This is a genomic window from Bradyrhizobium oligotrophicum (assembly GCF_051168495.1).
Classification (GTDB): Bacteria; Pseudomonadota; Alphaproteobacteria; order Rhizobiales; family Xanthobacteraceae; genus Bradyrhizobium; species Bradyrhizobium oligotrophicum_A.
Window position 1 is genome coordinate 716,096 of sequence record NZ_JBNPVB010000001.1, and the last position, 15,381, is coordinate 731,476.

At 65.1% G+C, this 15,381-nt stretch carries 14 protein-coding genes and 1 pseudogene; 6 read left to right on the top strand and 9 right to left on the bottom strand.

The window, feature by feature from the left end:
- Nucleotides 1-28: 28 nt before the first annotated feature.
- Nucleotides 29-1,207, bottom strand: coding sequence for a TAXI family TRAP transporter solute-binding subunit (locus ACQR1B_RS03055; RefSeq protein ID WP_434831301.1), 1,179 nt, complete (start codon nt 1,205-1,207; stop codon nt 29-31).
- A 291-nt stretch (nt 1,208-1,498) separates the two neighbouring features.
- On the bottom strand, nt 1,499-2,449 hold the full coding sequence (locus tag ACQR1B_RS03060; protein ID WP_434831300.1) for an aldo/keto reductase: 951 nt from the start codon (nt 2,447-2,449) through the stop codon (nt 1,499-1,501).
- A gap of 245 nt (nt 2,450-2,694) precedes the next feature.
- Here ACQR1B_RS03060 and ACQR1B_RS03065 point away from each other — a divergent pair, with 245 nt between their 5' ends.
- Nucleotides 2,695-3,921 (top strand): NF038122 family metalloprotease, encoded by a 1,227-nt coding sequence (locus ACQR1B_RS03065; RefSeq protein WP_434831299.1) that lies wholly within the window; start codon nt 2,695-2,697, stop codon nt 3,919-3,921.
- 108 nt (nt 3,922-4,029) lie between these two features.
- Here ACQR1B_RS03065 and ACQR1B_RS03070 read toward each other — a convergent pair whose 3' ends face one another.
- The 3 genes from ACQR1B_RS03070 to ACQR1B_RS03080 all read right to left on the bottom strand — a co-directional run bounded on the left by ACQR1B_RS03070 (nt 4,030) and on the right by ACQR1B_RS03080 (nt 5,392).
- Nucleotides 4,030-4,719, bottom strand: coding sequence for a DUF4336 domain-containing protein (locus ACQR1B_RS03070; protein WP_434831298.1), 690 nt, complete (start codon nt 4,717-4,719; stop codon nt 4,030-4,032).
- A gap of 97 nt (nt 4,720-4,816) precedes the next feature.
- On the bottom strand, nt 4,817-5,107 hold the full coding sequence (locus tag ACQR1B_RS03075) for a type II toxin-antitoxin system RelE/ParE family toxin (protein WP_434831297.1): 291 nt from the start codon (nt 5,105-5,107) through the stop codon (nt 4,817-4,819).
- Between the two features lie 3 nt (nt 5,108-5,110).
- Nucleotides 5,111-5,392 carry a CopG family ribbon-helix-helix protein gene (locus ACQR1B_RS03080; RefSeq protein ID WP_434831296.1) on the bottom strand — a complete coding sequence of 94 codons (282 nt, stop codon included), beginning with the start codon at nt 5,390-5,392 and terminating at the stop codon, nt 5,111-5,113.
- 108 nt (nt 5,393-5,500) lie between these two features.
- On the opposite strand from ACQR1B_RS03080, the pseudogene ACQR1B_RS03085 reads away from it, so the two are divergent.
- Together ACQR1B_RS03085 and ACQR1B_RS03090 are read left to right on the top strand one after the other, a co-directional pair.
- Nucleotides 5,501-5,804: pseudogene (locus ACQR1B_RS03085) on the top strand (HigA family addiction module antitoxin).
- Between the two features lie 267 nt (nt 5,805-6,071).
- The gene (locus tag ACQR1B_RS03090) at nt 6,072-7,934 is read left to right on the top strand and encodes a GmrSD restriction endonuclease domain-containing protein (RefSeq protein ID WP_434831295.1); all 1,863 of its coding nucleotides are present in this window, start codon (nt 6,072-6,074) and stop codon (nt 7,932-7,934) included.
- A 995-nt stretch (nt 7,935-8,929) separates the two neighbouring features.
- Here the strand turns inward: ACQR1B_RS03090 and ACQR1B_RS03095 are convergent.
- Nucleotides 8,930-10,957, bottom strand: a complete 2,028-nt coding sequence (locus tag ACQR1B_RS03095; RefSeq protein ID WP_434831294.1) for a YgiQ family radical SAM protein — start codon at nt 10,955-10,957, stop codon at nt 8,930-8,932.
- 132 nt (nt 10,958-11,089) lie between these two features.
- The gene (locus ACQR1B_RS03100) at nt 11,090-11,809 is read right to left on the bottom strand and encodes a hypothetical protein (RefSeq protein WP_434831293.1); all 720 of its coding nucleotides are present in this window, start codon (nt 11,807-11,809) and stop codon (nt 11,090-11,092) included.
- Nucleotides 11,810-11,916: 107 nt separating this feature from the next.
- Here ACQR1B_RS03100 and ACQR1B_RS03105 point away from each other — a divergent pair, with 107 nt between their 5' ends.
- The 3 genes from ACQR1B_RS03105 to ACQR1B_RS03115 all read left to right on the top strand — a co-directional run bounded on the left by ACQR1B_RS03105 (nt 11,917) and on the right by ACQR1B_RS03115 (nt 14,238).
- On the top strand, nt 11,917-12,597 hold the full coding sequence (locus tag ACQR1B_RS03105) for an HAD family hydrolase (RefSeq protein WP_434831292.1): 681 nt from the start codon (nt 11,917-11,919) through the stop codon (nt 12,595-12,597).
- A gap of 102 nt (nt 12,598-12,699) precedes the next feature.
- Complete coding sequence (locus ACQR1B_RS03110) at nt 12,700-13,164, top strand: hypothetical protein (RefSeq protein WP_434831291.1); 465 nt, start codon at nt 12,700-12,702, stop codon at nt 13,162-13,164.
- A gap of 243 nt (nt 13,165-13,407) precedes the next feature.
- Nucleotides 13,408-14,238, top strand: a complete 831-nt coding sequence (locus ACQR1B_RS03115; RefSeq protein ID WP_434831290.1) for a type 1 glutamine amidotransferase — start codon at nt 13,408-13,410, stop codon at nt 14,236-14,238.
- A 5-nt stretch (nt 14,239-14,243) separates the two neighbouring features.
- Here the strand turns inward: ACQR1B_RS03115 and ACQR1B_RS03120 are convergent, their stop codons facing one another.
- A complete protein-coding gene (locus ACQR1B_RS03120; RefSeq protein ID WP_434831289.1) occupies nt 14,244-14,954 on the bottom strand; it encodes an LrgB family protein in 711 nt (236 codons plus the stop codon).
- On the bottom strand, nt 14,929-15,348 hold the full coding sequence (locus ACQR1B_RS03125) for a CidA/LrgA family protein (RefSeq protein WP_434831288.1): 420 nt from the start codon (nt 15,346-15,348) through the stop codon (nt 14,929-14,931). The genes ACQR1B_RS03120 and ACQR1B_RS03125 overlap by 26 nt, the downstream gene beginning before the upstream one ends.
- Nucleotides 15,349-15,381 lie beyond the last annotated feature (33 nt).

Genomic DNA, 15,381 nt, shown 5'->3' on the forward strand with positions numbered 1-15,381 from the left:
ACGGCCTCCGGGGCTGCACGCGCCGCGGTCAGCGCGCGTCCTTGCTCCGCTGCCATTTCAGGAAGTCGCTATAGAGCCGTGCGGCCTCGTCCGACGACATCCGCGCCTGCGCCTTGCGCTCGTCGAGGAATTTGCGGAACTCCGCCGGATTGCCGTCCGGCGCCGGCGACTGCATCGCCCGCGCGCCGTCGAGCCACTCCTGCGCCGCCTTGAAGCGGGTCAGGCCCTGCACCGGCGCCGACAGCACGGTGTCGCGCCATTTCGGATGCCGCGGCGGCGACTGCAGCACCTGGATCTTGCCGAACAGCGCATCGACGAACCGCGCCGTGCGCCGGTAGCGCTCGCTGTTCTCCGGCCAGTTATACACCATCAGCACGGTGGAGGCCGCGACGGTGTCGACCTTCGCGCCCGGCGGCACCAGGTTGGGATATTCCTCCGACGAGAAGGTCGACGGCAGGTAGATGTCCTGCAGCACCCGGTCGTAGGGGATCGGCAGCAGATGCAGGCGGCCGTCGTTCTTGACGCCCTTGATGATCGGCGCGTCCTTCGACACCGAGGCGATCCAGGCGTCGCCCTGGCCGTCGACCAGCTTCTGCAGGCCGCCGGTCGGATCGGTCTGCGAGTCGATGTCGGCCTGAATGCCGAACCGGCGGAAGATCGTCCGCGCCGCGGGCAATCCGATCGAGCGCTCGGCGAACACGCGCTTGCCGATGAGATCCTGCAGGCTGCGGATCTCGCGCCGCGCGACGATGTGGACGTCGTTGTGGAACAGCTGCGCGATGTAGCGCACGCGCTGGGCGATGTCCGGAATGTTGTATTCCGTCTTGACGAATTCCAGCGCGTCGGTGGCGACGAAGCCCATGTCGATGTTCTTCAACATGATGATGTCGACGAGGTTCTGTGCCGAGCCCTTGCCGAGGATCGGCAGCACCCGCAGGCTCTCGCCCTCGTCGAGCACCGCCGCCATGTCCGAGCCCATCACCGACATCGGCCCGCCGATCGGCGCGGTGATGACGGTCACGGTGCCGGAATTCAACGATTCGCGGTCCGGCAGCGTCCCGACGGGCGCACCGGGCGCTGGTGCGCGCTGCGGCGATTGCTGGGCTCGGGCGCTGCCGGGCAGCGTCACGAGAAATGACAGGGCCAATGCAATGAGGGCCAATGCAATGACGGATGCGCCAACCGCTACGCGCGCGACACGATTCACCGAACGCTTCCTCAATTCATTCTAATCTGGCAGTGTACTTAGCAGTTCGATCCAGGCTGAATTTTGTCCGCGTCGTGACGATGCGCGAGTTGCTGCAAAGTGGCCCGCCGCGCTTCACGCTTGTGCTGGAATTACGGTGGCCGCGCGCCGGAATGAGTTGCGCCGGCGGGCCTGAATCGGCGTCCAACACGCCGAACTGATGATCACAGGCAGTGGCGGGCCAACGACAATCGCGCTGCGTGCGTGTCGAAACGCCGCACGCATGCGCAACGGCCGGACGTGCTGATCAGTTCACGCACTCGCCGCGTCGAGGCGCGCGACCTGGTCCGGCGTCAGCGCGAGCTGTGTCGCCGCGACCAGCGTATCAACATGCTCCGGCCTGGTCGCGCTCGCGATCGGCGCAGTCACCGAGGGCTTGGCGAGCAGCCAGGCCAGCGCGACCGAGGCTTGCTGCGCGCCGGTCTCCTCGGCCACCGCGTCCAGCTCGGCGAGGATGCGCAGGCCGCGTTCGTTCATGTATTTCGGAATGCCGCGCTGTCCCCGCGGGCTCTTGCCGTAGTCGGCTTCGGAGCGATATTTGCCGGTCAGGAAGCCCGCGGCGAGCGAGAAGAAGGTGATGACGCCGACCTCGTTTTGCTCGCAGACGCGCTGCAGCGCGCCTTCATAGGAGCTGCGCTCGGCGAGACTGTATTCCGGCTGCAGGCTCTCATAGCGCGGCAGGTTGTCGGCTTTCGCGATGTCGAGCGCGGCCTGCAGCCGCTCGGCCGAGAAGTTCGAGGCGCCGATGACCCGTACCTTGCCGGCCTTGATGAGCGCGTCATAGGCCGCCAGCGTCTCCTCCTGCGGCGTCGTCTCGTCATCCTTGTGCGACTGATAGAGATCGATCACGTCGGTCTGCAGCCGGCGCAGGCTGTCTTCCACCGCGCGGAATATGTAGTCGGCCTTCAGTCCGACCTTGCCGTCGCCCATGTCCATGCCGACCTTGGTGGCGAGAATGACCCGATCGCGGTTGCGGCGCAGCTTCATCCATTTGCCGATGATGGTCTCGGACTCGCCGCCGCTGTGGCCCGGCACCCAGCGCGAATAGACGTCGGCGGTGTCGAGGAAGCTGATCCCTGCGTCCAGCACCTTGTCGAGCAGGCGGAACGAGGCGGCCTCGTCCACGGTCCAGCCGAACACGTTGCAGCCGAAGCAGAGGGGCGGGACGACGAGGCCGGAACGGCCGAGCGGACGCATCTTCATGACGGTATCTCGATTCGCGGAAGAGGGAATGGTTGGCTGGCGCCTGCCGCAGCTTGCCTGCGTTCGCTGCGCCTGACCAGCGCCGCAGGAGCATGGCGGGGCCGCCATGCCGCAGCCAAACCATGGCGCGGCTTGCCGCGAAGAGGGGCCGGCTGCGTCAGACTTTTCCCTCACTTGCCGATGATGGTCGACGATGCGAATGCCTCGCAGCTGGGATCCGCGGCAATTGTTGAGGAGTCCGTCTGATGAACACTCTGACCTATGACCAGCTCGGACTGAGCTCCGATGCCCTCATGACGCCCGACCCGGCGGCGGCGAAGACAACGACGACCACCGCGGCTGCAGCCGCGTCGCCGTTCGTGCTGCCGGACGGCGCGGTGTCGGATCCGGTGGTGCATGCCGACGGCTCGGAGACCGTGTCGGTGCACACCGGCGGCCTGACCTTCAATCTCACCTTCGATGCGGCCGCAGCCGCGGCGCCTGAAAGCTTCCGCGCCGGCGTCGAGCAGGCCGCCGCGATCCTGTCGTCGGCGATCACCGACGAGGCCACCGTCAATCTCGCGATCGACTTCGCCGGCACCGGCGGCGGCGCCGGCGCCAATGTCAGCAACGGCGTGCTGGCCAACTACACGCAGGTGAGAACCGAGCTGCAGGATCACGCGGCCGCCGGCGACACCGTGTTCGACAATCTGCCGACCACCAGGGCGGTGCAGGGCCATTCCCAGGTGTTCGTCGCCAACGCGCAGGCCAAGGTGCTCGGCCTGATCGACCCGAACGACGCCACGACGGAGGATGGCTTCGCCGTCTTCAACACCGACATCCCGACCCAGTCGCTGGTCGGCGTCGCGCTGCACGAACTGTCGCATGCGCTGGGGCGCGTGCCGTCGCCCGGACAGCTCGACATCTTCGACTTGTTCGATTTCACCCGGCCGGGACACAACCTGATCAACAACAGCCTCAGCTCGGCGCCCCCCGCCTATTTCTCGCTCGACGGTGGCGTCACCAAGATCGCCGACTACGGCCAGATGTCGGACCCGGCCGACTTTCTCAACACCGGCATCCAGGGCGCCAACGATCCGCTGAACGAGTTCTACAATCCGACCACGTCGCAGACGCTGTCGCCGATCGACCTCGTGGTGCTGGAGGCGCTCGGCTACAACATCACGACGCCGGACACCCAGGCGCTGCTCGCCGAGCTGCCGCAGGCGAAGGGCGTCGCCGCACCCGTGCAGACGCCGCAGCAGGCCGCCGCGATCGCCTCGGCCGTCGCCGCCGAGACCGCGGCCAGCCTGACCAAGCTCGGCGACACCGCCGGCGCCGCGCAGGTGCTCGCCAATGCGCAGGCCGACGCAGCCGAGGCCAACGCAGCCGACGCCCATGTTAACCATGGCGCGTCGGCCACCTACGCCTCCGCCGACACCCACCACGACATGATGCTCGCGATGCATCTGCACAACATCACTGCGAATTGAACCGCGCGCAGCAGAACAATTTCGGTGACGCTGCACTAAATGTCGGACCCCGCCCCCGTCCGCCGTGTTGGCCAGCGTCACGGTGCGTCGTGCCACTCATGCCGGCGGTCATCCGAGCAGCCAGCCGAAAGCCCGCCTCAGATAGGCATCGGCCTCGTCGAGGACCGGCGTCCCATGCGCCATCAGGACCCGTTCGGGACGCCAGGCCAGGACGCGTCCCACGGCGGCGCGGGCTGCACGCCGGTCGACGAAGGCGAGCCGAAACTTGCGCGGAACGTTCGGCTCCGGCCCGACCATGAGATCTGCCCTCGCGATCCAGGCGCGCCAGCCGGTGATCAGCCCAGCCGGAATCTGCTGCAGCAGATCGGCAAACAGCACGGTCCTGCTGCGGGCGTGGAAGAACACGACCTCCGTAGTGATGAGGTTTCCGGTCATCAGGACCTGCGCGATGTCCGCCGCCCAGTCCGAAGGCGCCGTGTCGCCGAGATCTGTGTGGAAAGCGATGTCGGGACGCTTCTTGCGCAATCCGGGCGGCGCATGCAGTCGGGCCGCCGGATAGGCGTCGGCCCATGCGGGCAGAAACAGATGATGCAGCGAATTCGGCGCAACGATGTGCCGCACCGCTCCGATCGCATTCACCGCCGCCCGCATGCCGTCCGTGAGATCAACCGGCGACCAGACGAACAGCCCGCCGTCCGACAGTCTGACGACGGCCATGCGGGTCGGATAGCAGAACCCGGCGACCGTGACGCGCCCGCCGTCGGCAATCCAGATCTCGGGTCCGAACTCTCTCAGCACGGCGGCTCCCATACTCCTCGAAATGACGGCGCCCCAAACTCACCGCCGTTTCGGCGGGGCGCGATATCGTGTCACGCGCGCGCAGTGACCTGATGCATCAATATCCCGCTTCACGGCTGTGCCGAACCGCGAGGATCGTGGCTTGCCCACCGTCGTAGCGATACAGGATCAGATAACCGGCGCGTCCGAACGGAACATGGCGTTCGCGAAATTCGGAGGGCATCTCCTTGACCGGATGCCCCAGTTGCGGATGTTCGCGCAGGGCTGCCGCTGCTGCCCGGATGGCGCTGGCCGCCCGTTGGGCCGCGTTCGGACTTTTCGCGGCGAGACATGCGTGAAGGCGCGCGACGTCGCGCAGGGCCGGCCGCGTCCAGACAACCGGTGTCATTGCCTAGCCGTGCGGCGATGGCGGCTCGACATCCTCGCCAGCCACGAGACGCGCCAGCCACGCGTCGGCCTCGTCACCCGTCACGTGCAGCCCCGTGGACTGATAGTCGTCCCAGGCGGCCACGGCATCCTGCTGCAAGCGCGCCCGGCCTTCCTCGCGCTCGACATACTGCTCGACGGCTTCGCGCAACAGCGTTTCAGCCGGCTGCCGACGCGCGTCGGCAAGCTGCTGCAAGCGGCTCTCGACGTCGGTCTGCAATTCGAATTCCAAGGGCACGGTCGGCATTGGCTGTCTCCCGATCTGAATCCAATATAGCATGTCTCGCACCTGATTTCACGTGCGGCGCACGGCGTCGCTCGATGGCTGGCGTTGCGTCCGAAGGGACGCTCCAAGGTGGCCAGGAAGCTCGAGCCCAAGCATCCAGGTCAGGTTCTGCGCGAAGAGTTCCTCGCTCCGCTCTTCCTTACGGGCGGTGCGCTCGCCAAGGTCTGGCCTGCCGCGGACTCGCATCGAGCGGATAGCCAGCGAACAGACCGGCATCAAGGCCGACACCGCGCTCCGCCTCGCCAAGGCGCTCGACACGACGCCGGAGCTCTGGCTCAATCTGCAGACCGACCATGATATCCAGATCGCAAAGCGCGATTTTGGCAAGGCTCTCGATCGCATCGAGACGGTGAACAAGCCGCGGGCGGCTTGAGACAGGAGATGCCTTAGGCTCCGGCCATCTGGGTACAGCGCCGCCTTGAGGAATGGTGCCCAATGGGTGACGAGCCGGCAGTGCGTGCGCGGGGCGCTGGCGTCTTATTGTCGGCGTCACCGTAATTCCGATACCTTGAGGCGACGCATATCCGCCTACGTCTGGAAGACAGGGCGCGCGACAAGCTTGTGCTAGATTTATGCATCGTCTGTAGTTCAGTTCCTTTGTTGCACTGAGACGGGGGTATAAGGCGATTGAAACATGTAGGTGGTGAATCGCGGAAAAAATATCTTTATTTCAGTGGCGGGATATCTCATAGGTAAAGCAAACAACCTCAAGGGGTATCGCTCGATGGCTGATTTGGCGTCACAGCCGACCTCCGTGCAAACCGTTTACTCTTGGTATCGAGAGGGAAAGCTGTTTGTAAACCGTCGATATCAGCGAAAGCTTGTGTGGACTCTCGAGGAAAAGCAAAAGCTAATCGAGTCCTTGCTGAAGAAATACCCTGTTCCCGCTATTCTAATAGCAGAACGAGATGGGAAATCGGGGACGTATGAAATTATCGACGGCTTGCAGCGACTGCATTCGATTGTGTCCTTCATCGAAAACTCGTTTGCTTTAGAAGATGGGCGAAATTTCAATGTAAGTCAGTTTCCCACGGCGGCGGCCGCTGCTGTGGAGGGCGAGTTTCAAATTGCAAAAGATGAACCGCAAATCAGCACAAAGGAAGTGTCTATCATTTTGGACTATTCCCTTGCGCTGTCCGTTATGCGGAACGCAACCGATGATGAGGTCAATGACGTATTTGATCGAATCAATACCTATGGACATCGGCTGAGCGATCAGGAACGTCGTCAAGCTGGCGTTCAAAATGAATTTTCGACGACGGTCCGTGAGCTGTCGTGCTTGTTGCGTGGTGATCTCTCAGCCGACGTGCTCGAACTTAAATCGATGCCGTCGATCAGTGTCGATCTGCCGATGTCAAATCATGGATATGAGGTAAAGGCCGAAGAGGTGTTTTGGGTCAATCAGGGGATCCTTCGTTCGACTGACTTACGCGATAGTTTGGATGAGCAATGTATCGCCGACCTCGTGGCCTGTATTGTGGGAGGAGGTCCAATTGAGCGTTCTAAAGATGCGCTAGACGAAATCTACGCTAAGGGTAGTCCGGTTTCTGAGCAAATGCTTAGTGCCCTAGAAGTTTACGGCTCAACGAAGGTGAGCGACGAGATCAAGTACTGTGTTGATGAGCTCCTAAAGGTTTGCGATGCCGACGAGCCGATCAAGCTGAGAAACCTTCTGTTTACAAAAACGAACACAAATGCGTTCCCTTCGGTCTTTGCAGTCATTCTTCTAGCGTTTCACGAGCTGACCGTTGGAAAGAAAAAGAAAATATCAGATTACTCTGGCCTAAAGAAGTCGCTAGACAATCTCGCTAGCCGGATAGATACGGGCCGAAAGGGCACCGCCGCTGATGAGCGGCGGAAAAATATCGACTCGGTAAAGGGGATAATTAGTCCCTACTTTGTGAGAGACCAGAAAATATCGAAGGCCATATATTCCGATCATACGGTGGTTGATATCGAGGGGGTAATCCGTCGATCGGAAATTGAGCTTGCGAATTATGAACTTAAGCAAGGTCTTCTTTCATTGAGTGAAGCGAGAGAGGAAGATGTTTTTATGATTGACAAGGCCATAAAGACAATTTGCGCGATCGCGAATATCGGGCCGGAGAGTACTGGCAAGATCATTATTGGGGTTACTGATAAGAAGGCTGATTCGGAACGGATCAGGAAGCTCGACCAAATTGACCCCAAGAAAGTCGGAAAACGGTATGTTGTCGGAGTGAGTCGTGAGGCGAGGCGATTGGGATTGAGTCTTGAAAAATACTTCTCAAAATGGAAGGACGGAATAAAGAAGTCGGCGCTAACAGCGTCGCTGCGCGATAGCGTGCTGTCTAGCATGGATTTTAACTCATTCTACGGGCTTGGCGTTATAGTTATAACGGTTCTCCCTCAGTCTTCAGTGTCTTATGTCGGCGAAGAGCTTTGGTGGAGAAATGGCGATTCAACTGAGTGCATCACTTCTCCCAAGAAGATTGCTGATATAGTTCAAAGATTCAAAGGGTAATGATTGTAATCCCGTCGAACCAGTACGTCGTGGACATTTGTGTGATGGCCGCCAATGGAGTGGGCTGCTAGTTCGAGGCTCGCCGCGGTCGCACCCGACGGGCAATTCCCGCATCCCCCTCATGCGCAAACTGCCCGTCGAGCCAGTTTGTCGCACGCGCGCCGGCTTGCATCGTCGGGCAAATCGGGCCGATCTTCTCGGCCATCCCGTTCGCGATGAAGAGGGGCGTTTCGGCCGATCGTCACGGAGCGTAGCGAGCGGGGAGCGGTGGACGTGTCGGGCTCGGGGCTTCGCGCAAGCGGGCCGGCGAGCGAGCTTGGTGCGGACGGTCAAGTCGCGTGGTCCTGGCCTCCCGATGCTGAGGTCAAGCCGGTGACGGTGCGGAGACGCGTCGCGCCGGTGATGGGGGCAAGACAGCCCGGTCCCCAGGGAGATCGCGAAGCAGCCGTAACACCATCGCGCGGGGAAGGCCGGGTCGTCCGGCTGAACCGTGGTACCTGCCGCCTGCATTCTTTTGAGCAGGCGGGCCACGGACCTCAGTCGAGGTCCGGTCTTCCCCGCGCCCTCTCATGTGTCGAGGGCGATGTCGGCAGCATGACCTGGGCGCGGACGCGCCGCGGGGCTGCGGCGGGCTGTTCGGAAAAATCGTGCAGTGGATGCGGTGGTCCTGGCTCATGATGAGCGGGAGCACTATCGCGAACTCAGTACACCGTCTCTCTTGGGAAGTAGGTGTGGAGCATGCGTATTCAGAGTTGGGAGTGCCGCTCTTGCCTCGGATGCGGTGGGCTCCCTCGCCCCGCTTGCGGGGGCGCGACGAGCTTCGCTCGCGCTGAGAGGGTTGGGGTGAGGGGGACTCTCCGCAGACCGAACTCGTGGAGAGTCCCCCTCACCCGGATTGCATCTTCGATGCAATCCGACCTCTCCCCGCAAGCGGGGCGAGGTGAAGACAGGGCGCGCTGCGACATTGCGGCTCTGTTAAGCGCCCGTCGCACGAACTACTTCCTGATCTTCACGCCCTTGGTCGTGAACCGCTGCGCGCGCGGCTCCGGGCGCACCGGCCGCCGCGTCGTGGCGGCCTTGCCGGTGCCGGGCGGCTGATGCGCTGGCACCAGTTGCTCGGGGCGCGAGCCGATCAGGTCGCTGCGGCCCATCGCTTTCAGGGCCTCGCGCAGCACCGGCCAATTGTCCGGATCGTGATAGCGCAGGAACGCCTTGTGCAGCCGGCGCTGGCGCAGGCCCTTGATGGCTTCGACCTTGTCGCTCGCCCCGCGGCGGACGCCGCGCAGCGGGTTGACGCCGGTGTGGTACATCGCGGTGGCGGTCGCCATCGGCGACGGCAGGAAGGTCTGGACCTGGTCGGCGCGGTAGCGGTTGCGCTTGAGCCACAGCGCGAGGTTCATCATGTCCTCGTCCGACGTGCCGGGATGGGCGGCGATGAAATAGGGGATCAGATAGTACTTCTTGCCGGCCTCGCGCGCCGCGGCGTCGAACATCTCCTTGAAGCGGTCGTAGGTGCCGATGCCCGGCTTCATCATCTTGTCGAGCGGGCCGCGCTCGGTATGCTCCGGTGCGATCTTCAGGTAGCCGCCGACGTGATGCGTCACCAGTTCCTTGATGTAGGCGGGGCTCTCGACCGCGAGGTCGTAGCGCACGCCGGACGCCACCATCACCCGCTTGACGCCCTTGACCTCCCGCACCTTGCGATACAGGCGGATGAGATCGTCATGCGAGGTGTTGAGGTTCGGGCAGATCTCGGGGAACACGCAACTCGGCCGGCGGCAGGCGGCCTCCACCTTCGGGTCCTTGCACGCCATCCGGTACATGTTGGCAGTGGGGCCGCCGATGTCGGAGATCACGCCGGTGAAGCCCGGCGTCTTGTCCCTGATGCGTTCGATCTCCTGCAGGATCGATCCTTCCGAGCGGCTCTGGATGATGCGGCCCTCGTGCTCGGTGATCGAGCAGAAGGTGCAGCCGCCGAAGCAGCCGCGCATGATCGTCACCGAGAATCGGATCATCTCCCACGCCGGGATCTTGGCGTCGCCATAGGACGGATGCGGCGCGCGGGCGTAAGGCAGGTCGTAGACGCTGTCCATCTCCGCCATGGTCAGCGGGATCGGCGGCGGGTTGAGCCAGAGGTCGCGGTCGCCATGGCGCTGCACCAGGGGGCGCGCATTGCCGGGATTGCTCTCCCGGTGCAGCACGCGCGAGGCCCGCGCATAGGCCTCCTTGTCCTGCTCGACCTGCTCGCAGGACGGCAGCCGGATGACGACATGGCCCTTCTCGCGCGCCGCGCCTTCGTCGGCGGAGTCGAGGTCGTCGGCGTGGAGTTCGGCGTAGCCTTCGGGCACTTTGCGGAACAGCGCGGTGCCGCGCACCGATTGGATGTCCTTCGGCGACTCTCCCACGGCGAGCCGGTGCGCGACCTCGATCACGGCGCGCTCGGCATTGCCATAGAGCAGCAGATCGGCCTTGGCGTCGGCCAGCACCGAGCGGCGCACCTTGTCGGACCAGTAGTCGTAATGCGCGATGCGGCGCAGCGAGGCCTCGATGCCGCCGAGCACGACCGGCACGTCCTTGAATGCCTCGCGGCAGCGCTGGGCGTAGACCAGCGTGCAGCGGTCCGGCCGCTTGCCGCCTTCGCCGCCCGGCGTGTAGGCGTCGTCGCTGCGGATGCGGCGGTCGGCGGTGTAGCGGTTGACCATGGAGTCCATGTTGCCGCCGGTGACGCCGAAGAACACGCGCGGCTTGCCCAGCGCCTTGAACGGCTCGGCGGAGTGCCAGTCGGGCTGCGAGATGATGCCGACGCGGAAACCCTGCGCCTCGAGCAGCCGGCCGATGATCGCCATGCCGAACGAGGGATGGTCGACATAGGCGTCGCCCGTCACCAGCACGATGTCGCAGGCGTCCCAGCCGAGCGCGTCCATCTCGGCGCGGCTCATCGGCAGGAACGGCGCCGGCGTCAGGCTCGCGCGGTGGCGGGGCCAGGAATTCAGCGGCGGGGCGATGGGAAGGGCGATGTTCATCGCCCACGCATAAGGCCAGGGGCTCGCCAGTTCAACCAGACCCCGTCCGGACCGGGGCAGCGGCGGGTCACATTGTCCGGAATGGTTGCCGCAGCGTGGAGCCGGGCGGCGGAACCTCCGGTTGCGCGGCCCTCAGCCGATCCCTTCGGAGCCGCCGTTGCGCCGCTTCAGCCAGCCATGGCCGAAGAACGCCAGGATCGCGGCTGCGGCGAGCAGGATCCAGATCGAGGGCATCTTCGAGCGCGCGCTGCCGCCGGCTTCGCCGACCGTCGTCGAGCCCCGCGCCATGCCCGGATCGGTCATCGACACCAGCCGCATGTCGGCGGTCTCGGAGGCGGCGCGGCGCATCTCGGCCAGCGCCGAGCGCGGCGGTACCGGCTCGGTGCCATACAGCTGCCCCATGCGCGCTGCGCGATCATCGGCCGCGATGTCGCCGCCGCCGGGGCCGTCCATCGCGGCCTGCGCCGCATGGCTCCCCGACGGCAGCTGCGCGTAGGAATCCAGGCTGGCCGGCCGCTGCGTCTTCGGCGCATGCGGAGTGATCCGCGGCTCCGGCCGCTCCGCCTTCTCGATCTTGTCCATCTTCTTAGGCGACATGGACTGCGGCACCGCAACCCTCACCTGCGGCCGCGAATAGTTCGGCTGGGTGATCGCAAGCATGCGATCGGACCACGCCATGTAGACTTTGCAGAGTTCGTTGCAGTACTGGCCGTTGACCATGTCGCCGTCGGAGCCCTTGAGCGAGTTCGCCTGTGCGGGCGGCGTGGCGAGGCTGATGGTGAGCAGCACGGCGGCGGCGCCGAGCTTCGGCAGAGATTTCAATCCAGGCAATGCGTTCAAATGGCAGGTCATCGCAATTTCCCCCGTCGCGTTTTCACGCGGTTTGAGGGAATAACGCCAGCGGCTCGGGTCGAGAGTTGGATCAGATCGCGTCAACATCCGGATGAGTTGAGGTCAATTTGCTGATGCGAGGCGTTATTAGGAAACAGAGAGCCCTGCTGTTCGACATCGACGGCACGCTGGCGGACACCGATGCGCTGCATGTTCAGGCCTTCAACACGGTGTTCGGGCCGCGGGGGCACGTCTTCGACCGCGCCCGTGCGGCACGCGAACTGCTCGGCCGCTCGAACGCGTCGATCGGGGCCGAATTTCTCCCCGATGAGCCGCCCGAGCGGCGGGCCGCCATCATGGCGCAGAAAGAGGAGGTGTTTCGCCGCCTTGCCGCTGGCGCCGTGCAACCGCTGCCGGGCCTGATGGCGCTGCTCGATCATGCCGCGGCGGCGTCGATCCCGGTGGTGGCGGTGACCAACGCGCCGCGGGCCAATGCCGAGCTGATCCTGCAGGGGCTCGGCATCGCGGACCGGTTTCGCGCGCTCATCATCGGCGACGAACTGCCGCACGGCAAGCCGCACCCGCTGCCGTATCTGGAGGGGCTACGCGCAGCGCAGGCGATCGCGGACGACGCGGTTGCGTTCGAGGATTCCCGGGCCGGCATCGCCGCGGCCACCGCGGCGGGCATCGCCACCATGCGCAGCAATCTCGGTCATGACGAGCTGATCGCCGCGGGCGCCGCGCTCACCGCGGCGGCGTTCGACGAGCCGGAGGTGCTGGCGCTGGTGACATCACGGTTGGCGAGCTGACATGTCGCTGACATCCGGCAACAGCTTGCCGTCACCGCCTCTCGGCAATGGTCGCGCCGAATCCGGCCGGGCATTGGCCGTCATGAGATCAAGGTGAGACGCATGCGCAAATTGGTGATCGCAGCCGGTCCGTCGGAAGAGCCGTTTCGCGTGATGCTGCCGTCAGACGACAGTGCCGCGGCCGCCGATCAGCGCGGCGGCCGATCTCGCGCGGGACGGCCCACCAAGCGCGTCGGTGGCCGCGCCGAGCGTTCGCCGCGGCGGTTGCGCTGGGCGCGTCCGTCTCGCGCTGTGGCCGCCCTGCTGGCCGGCCTGAAGGCGACGTTGTCGGCGCTGGTGCCGGTGGAGAGCCCGATGCGTCCGAGCAAGCGGGCCGGGATCGCCTCGCCCGCAGCGCCCAGCGCACCGCGGCTTCGCCTCGTCGCCGATTGCGGCCAGGCGCTCGAGGCTCGGGCCGCGTCCGCGGTCGAAACGCACGCGATGTTTCATGATGAGCCTACGCCGCGCCATCATGTCCGTTCGCGACGGACGGCGCGGGCCAAGCGGCGGCGGCTGCGCTGGCGCTGACGGCGGCGCATGGGTGCCCTGCACGCATCGCTCGTCGGGCATTGCTTGTCCGGACCTCGACGCCGTGATTGAAACGGGCGGTCCGCGCCCGGCTCGCTGCGCGCCCGGTCAGAGGTCTGGATCATGCCCGTGTCGGGTCTCTCGCTCGTCCCCCGCGCTGCTGTTCGCCACGGCCGTTGCTTGCCGTGCGGCGTCCTGAATCCGTGAGGCCGCGATGGCGACGACAATTCGGAGACCGACGATATGCTGAAGCTGCTCGTGCTCGAGGGCAATTCGCTGGCCGGCCGTCGCCGCTGGGCGGAGATCGCCGGGCGCACGCCGTCGGAAAGCTATGCCGATGTCCTGCGCGGGCTGGCGCCAGAGGCGGCTGTCGACATCGCCACGCCTGCCGACGCCGATGCGCGGCTGCAGCAGCCGATCGACGCCTATCAGGGCATCGTCATCACCGGATCGGCGCTCAACATCTATCAGCGTGAGCCGGAATCGCTGCGCCAGATCGAGCTGGTAAGGACGATCTTCGCGCAGGGCGTGCCGATGTTCGGCTCGTGCTGGGGACTTCAGCTCGCGACCGTTGCGGCCGGCGGCGAGGTGCTGCTCAATCCGGCCGGCCGCGAGGTCGGCTTCGCGCGCAAGATCGCGCTGAACGAGGCGGGCCGCGCCCATCCCATGCACGCGGGGCGTGGGGCCGTGTTCGATGCGCCGGCGATCCACAGCGACATCGTGACCCGTCTGCCGCCGGATGCGACCGTCACCGCGCGCAACGCCATGAGCAAGGTGCAGGCCGCCGAGATCAGAAGCGGCCGCGGCCGGTTCTGGGGCGTGCAATATCATCCCGAATTCAGCCTGCAGGACGTCGCCTGGGTGATCCGGCGCATCGGCCAGCCGCTGATCGACGAGGGTTTTTTCGCGGGTCTCGCCGAACTGGAACGCTATGCCGCCGATCTCGCGACGCTGTATCGCGATCGGGACAGGCGCGACATTCTCTGGCGCCTCGGGCTTGATCAGGACGTAGCCAATGATGTCCTGCGCCTCGCCGAGATCAGCAACTGGCTCGCCTCGCTCGAGCGGCGCTGAGCGGGCTATTTCATGAACTGGATGATGAGCGGCGCGAGCGCGACGTTCATCAGTCCCACCAGCACCATCACGAGACCGGCGACCGCACCTTCCTCGCGACCGATCTGGTGGGCGCGCGCGGTGCCGGCGCCATGCGCGCCGACGCCGAACAGCGCGCCCCTGGCCAGCGTCGAACGCAGCGGCAGCCGCGCCAGGACGATGTCGCCGACGGCGGCGCCGATGATGCCGGTGAGCACGACGAACACCGCGGTCAGGTCGGGAATGCCGCCGATCTCGTCGGAGACCGCCATCGCGAACGGCGTGCTGATCGAGCGCGGCAGGAGGCTCAGGCGCAACTCGCCGTCGATGCCGAGCAGATAGGCCAGCGCCCAGCTGGTCGCGACGGCGGTCAGGCTGCCGGCGATCATGCCGACGAGCAGCAGCGGCCAGCGGCGGCGGATCAGCCCGCGCTGCTCATAGATCGGCACCGCGAAGGCCACCGTCACCGGTCCGAGCAGCGCCACCAGCCAATGTGTGCCGCGGATGTAGTCGCGGTAGGAGACGTTGAGCGCCAGCGCCGCGATCATCAGCAGCGCCGGCGCGACGGCGAGCGGCATCAGCCACCAGCGCGGCCAGCGCCGGTGCACGCGCTTGGCGAGAAGATAGAGCAGGATCGTCGCCAGCGACCAGACCGCAGCCTGGACCAGCGGTTCATGCCACAGCGCGGCGGGAGTCATGACGCTCGGTCCATCGGTAGCAGAGGTCGACGGTGAGCGCGGTCACGCACATCACGGTGGTGGTGCTCACGACGATCACGGCGAAGATCTTGAGCCCGAGCAGGCCGAACAGCTCGCGATGGTCGAGCAACGCCAGCACCGCCGGCACGAAGAACAGCAGCATCTCGGCCAGCATCCAGTTGGCGCCGCGCTTCATGCTGGCGACCTTGAGACCTCCCGCCAGGAACAGGGTGAGCGCCAGCGCCATGCCGATGATGCCACCGGGCAGCGGCAGGCCGGTCGTCCGCGCCAGCAGTTCGCCGGCCGCCCAGAACAGGCCGAGCAGGCCGATTTGAACCAGCCGGCTACGACGGAGGAGGTGCTGAAGCCGGAAAGAAATGCTGCGATGCATCATCGATTTCGTCCAAGTTGATCGTCCAAACAAAAG

Coding starts and splice junctions, on each gene's coding strand:
- ACQR1B_RS03060 (WP_434831300.1), bottom strand. CDS start 2,449: ATGAAGATGCGTCCGCTCGGCCGTTCCGGCCTCGTCGTCCCGCCCCTC.
- ACQR1B_RS03065 (WP_434831299.1), top strand. CDS start 2,695: ATGAACACTCTGACCTATGACCAGCTCGGACTGAGCTCCGATGCCCTC.
- ACQR1B_RS03075 (WP_434831297.1), bottom strand. CDS start 5,107: ATGACACCGGTTGTCTGGACGCGGCCGGCCCTGCGCGACGTCGCGCGC.
- ACQR1B_RS03080 (WP_434831296.1), bottom strand. CDS start 5,392: ATGCCGACCGTGCCCTTGGAATTCGAATTGCAGACCGACGTCGAGAGC.
- ACQR1B_RS03095 (WP_434831294.1), bottom strand. CDS start 10,957: ATGAACATCGCCCTTCCCATCGCCCCGCCGCTGAATTCCTGGCCCCGC.
- ACQR1B_RS03100 (WP_434831293.1), bottom strand. CDS start 11,809: ATGACCTGCCATTTGAACGCATTGCCTGGATTGAAATCTCTGCCGAAG.
- ACQR1B_RS03110 (WP_434831291.1), top strand. CDS start 12,700: ATGCGCAAATTGGTGATCGCAGCCGGTCCGTCGGAAGAGCCGTTTCGC.
- ACQR1B_RS03115 (WP_434831290.1), top strand. CDS start 13,408: ATGCTGAAGCTGCTCGTGCTCGAGGGCAATTCGCTGGCCGGCCGTCGC.
- ACQR1B_RS03120 (WP_434831289.1), bottom strand. CDS start 14,954: ATGACTCCCGCCGCGCTGTGGCATGAACCGCTGGTCCAGGCTGCGGTC.
- ACQR1B_RS03125 (WP_434831288.1), bottom strand. CDS start 15,348: ATGATGCATCGCAGCATTTCTTTCCGGCTTCAGCACCTCCTCCGTCGT.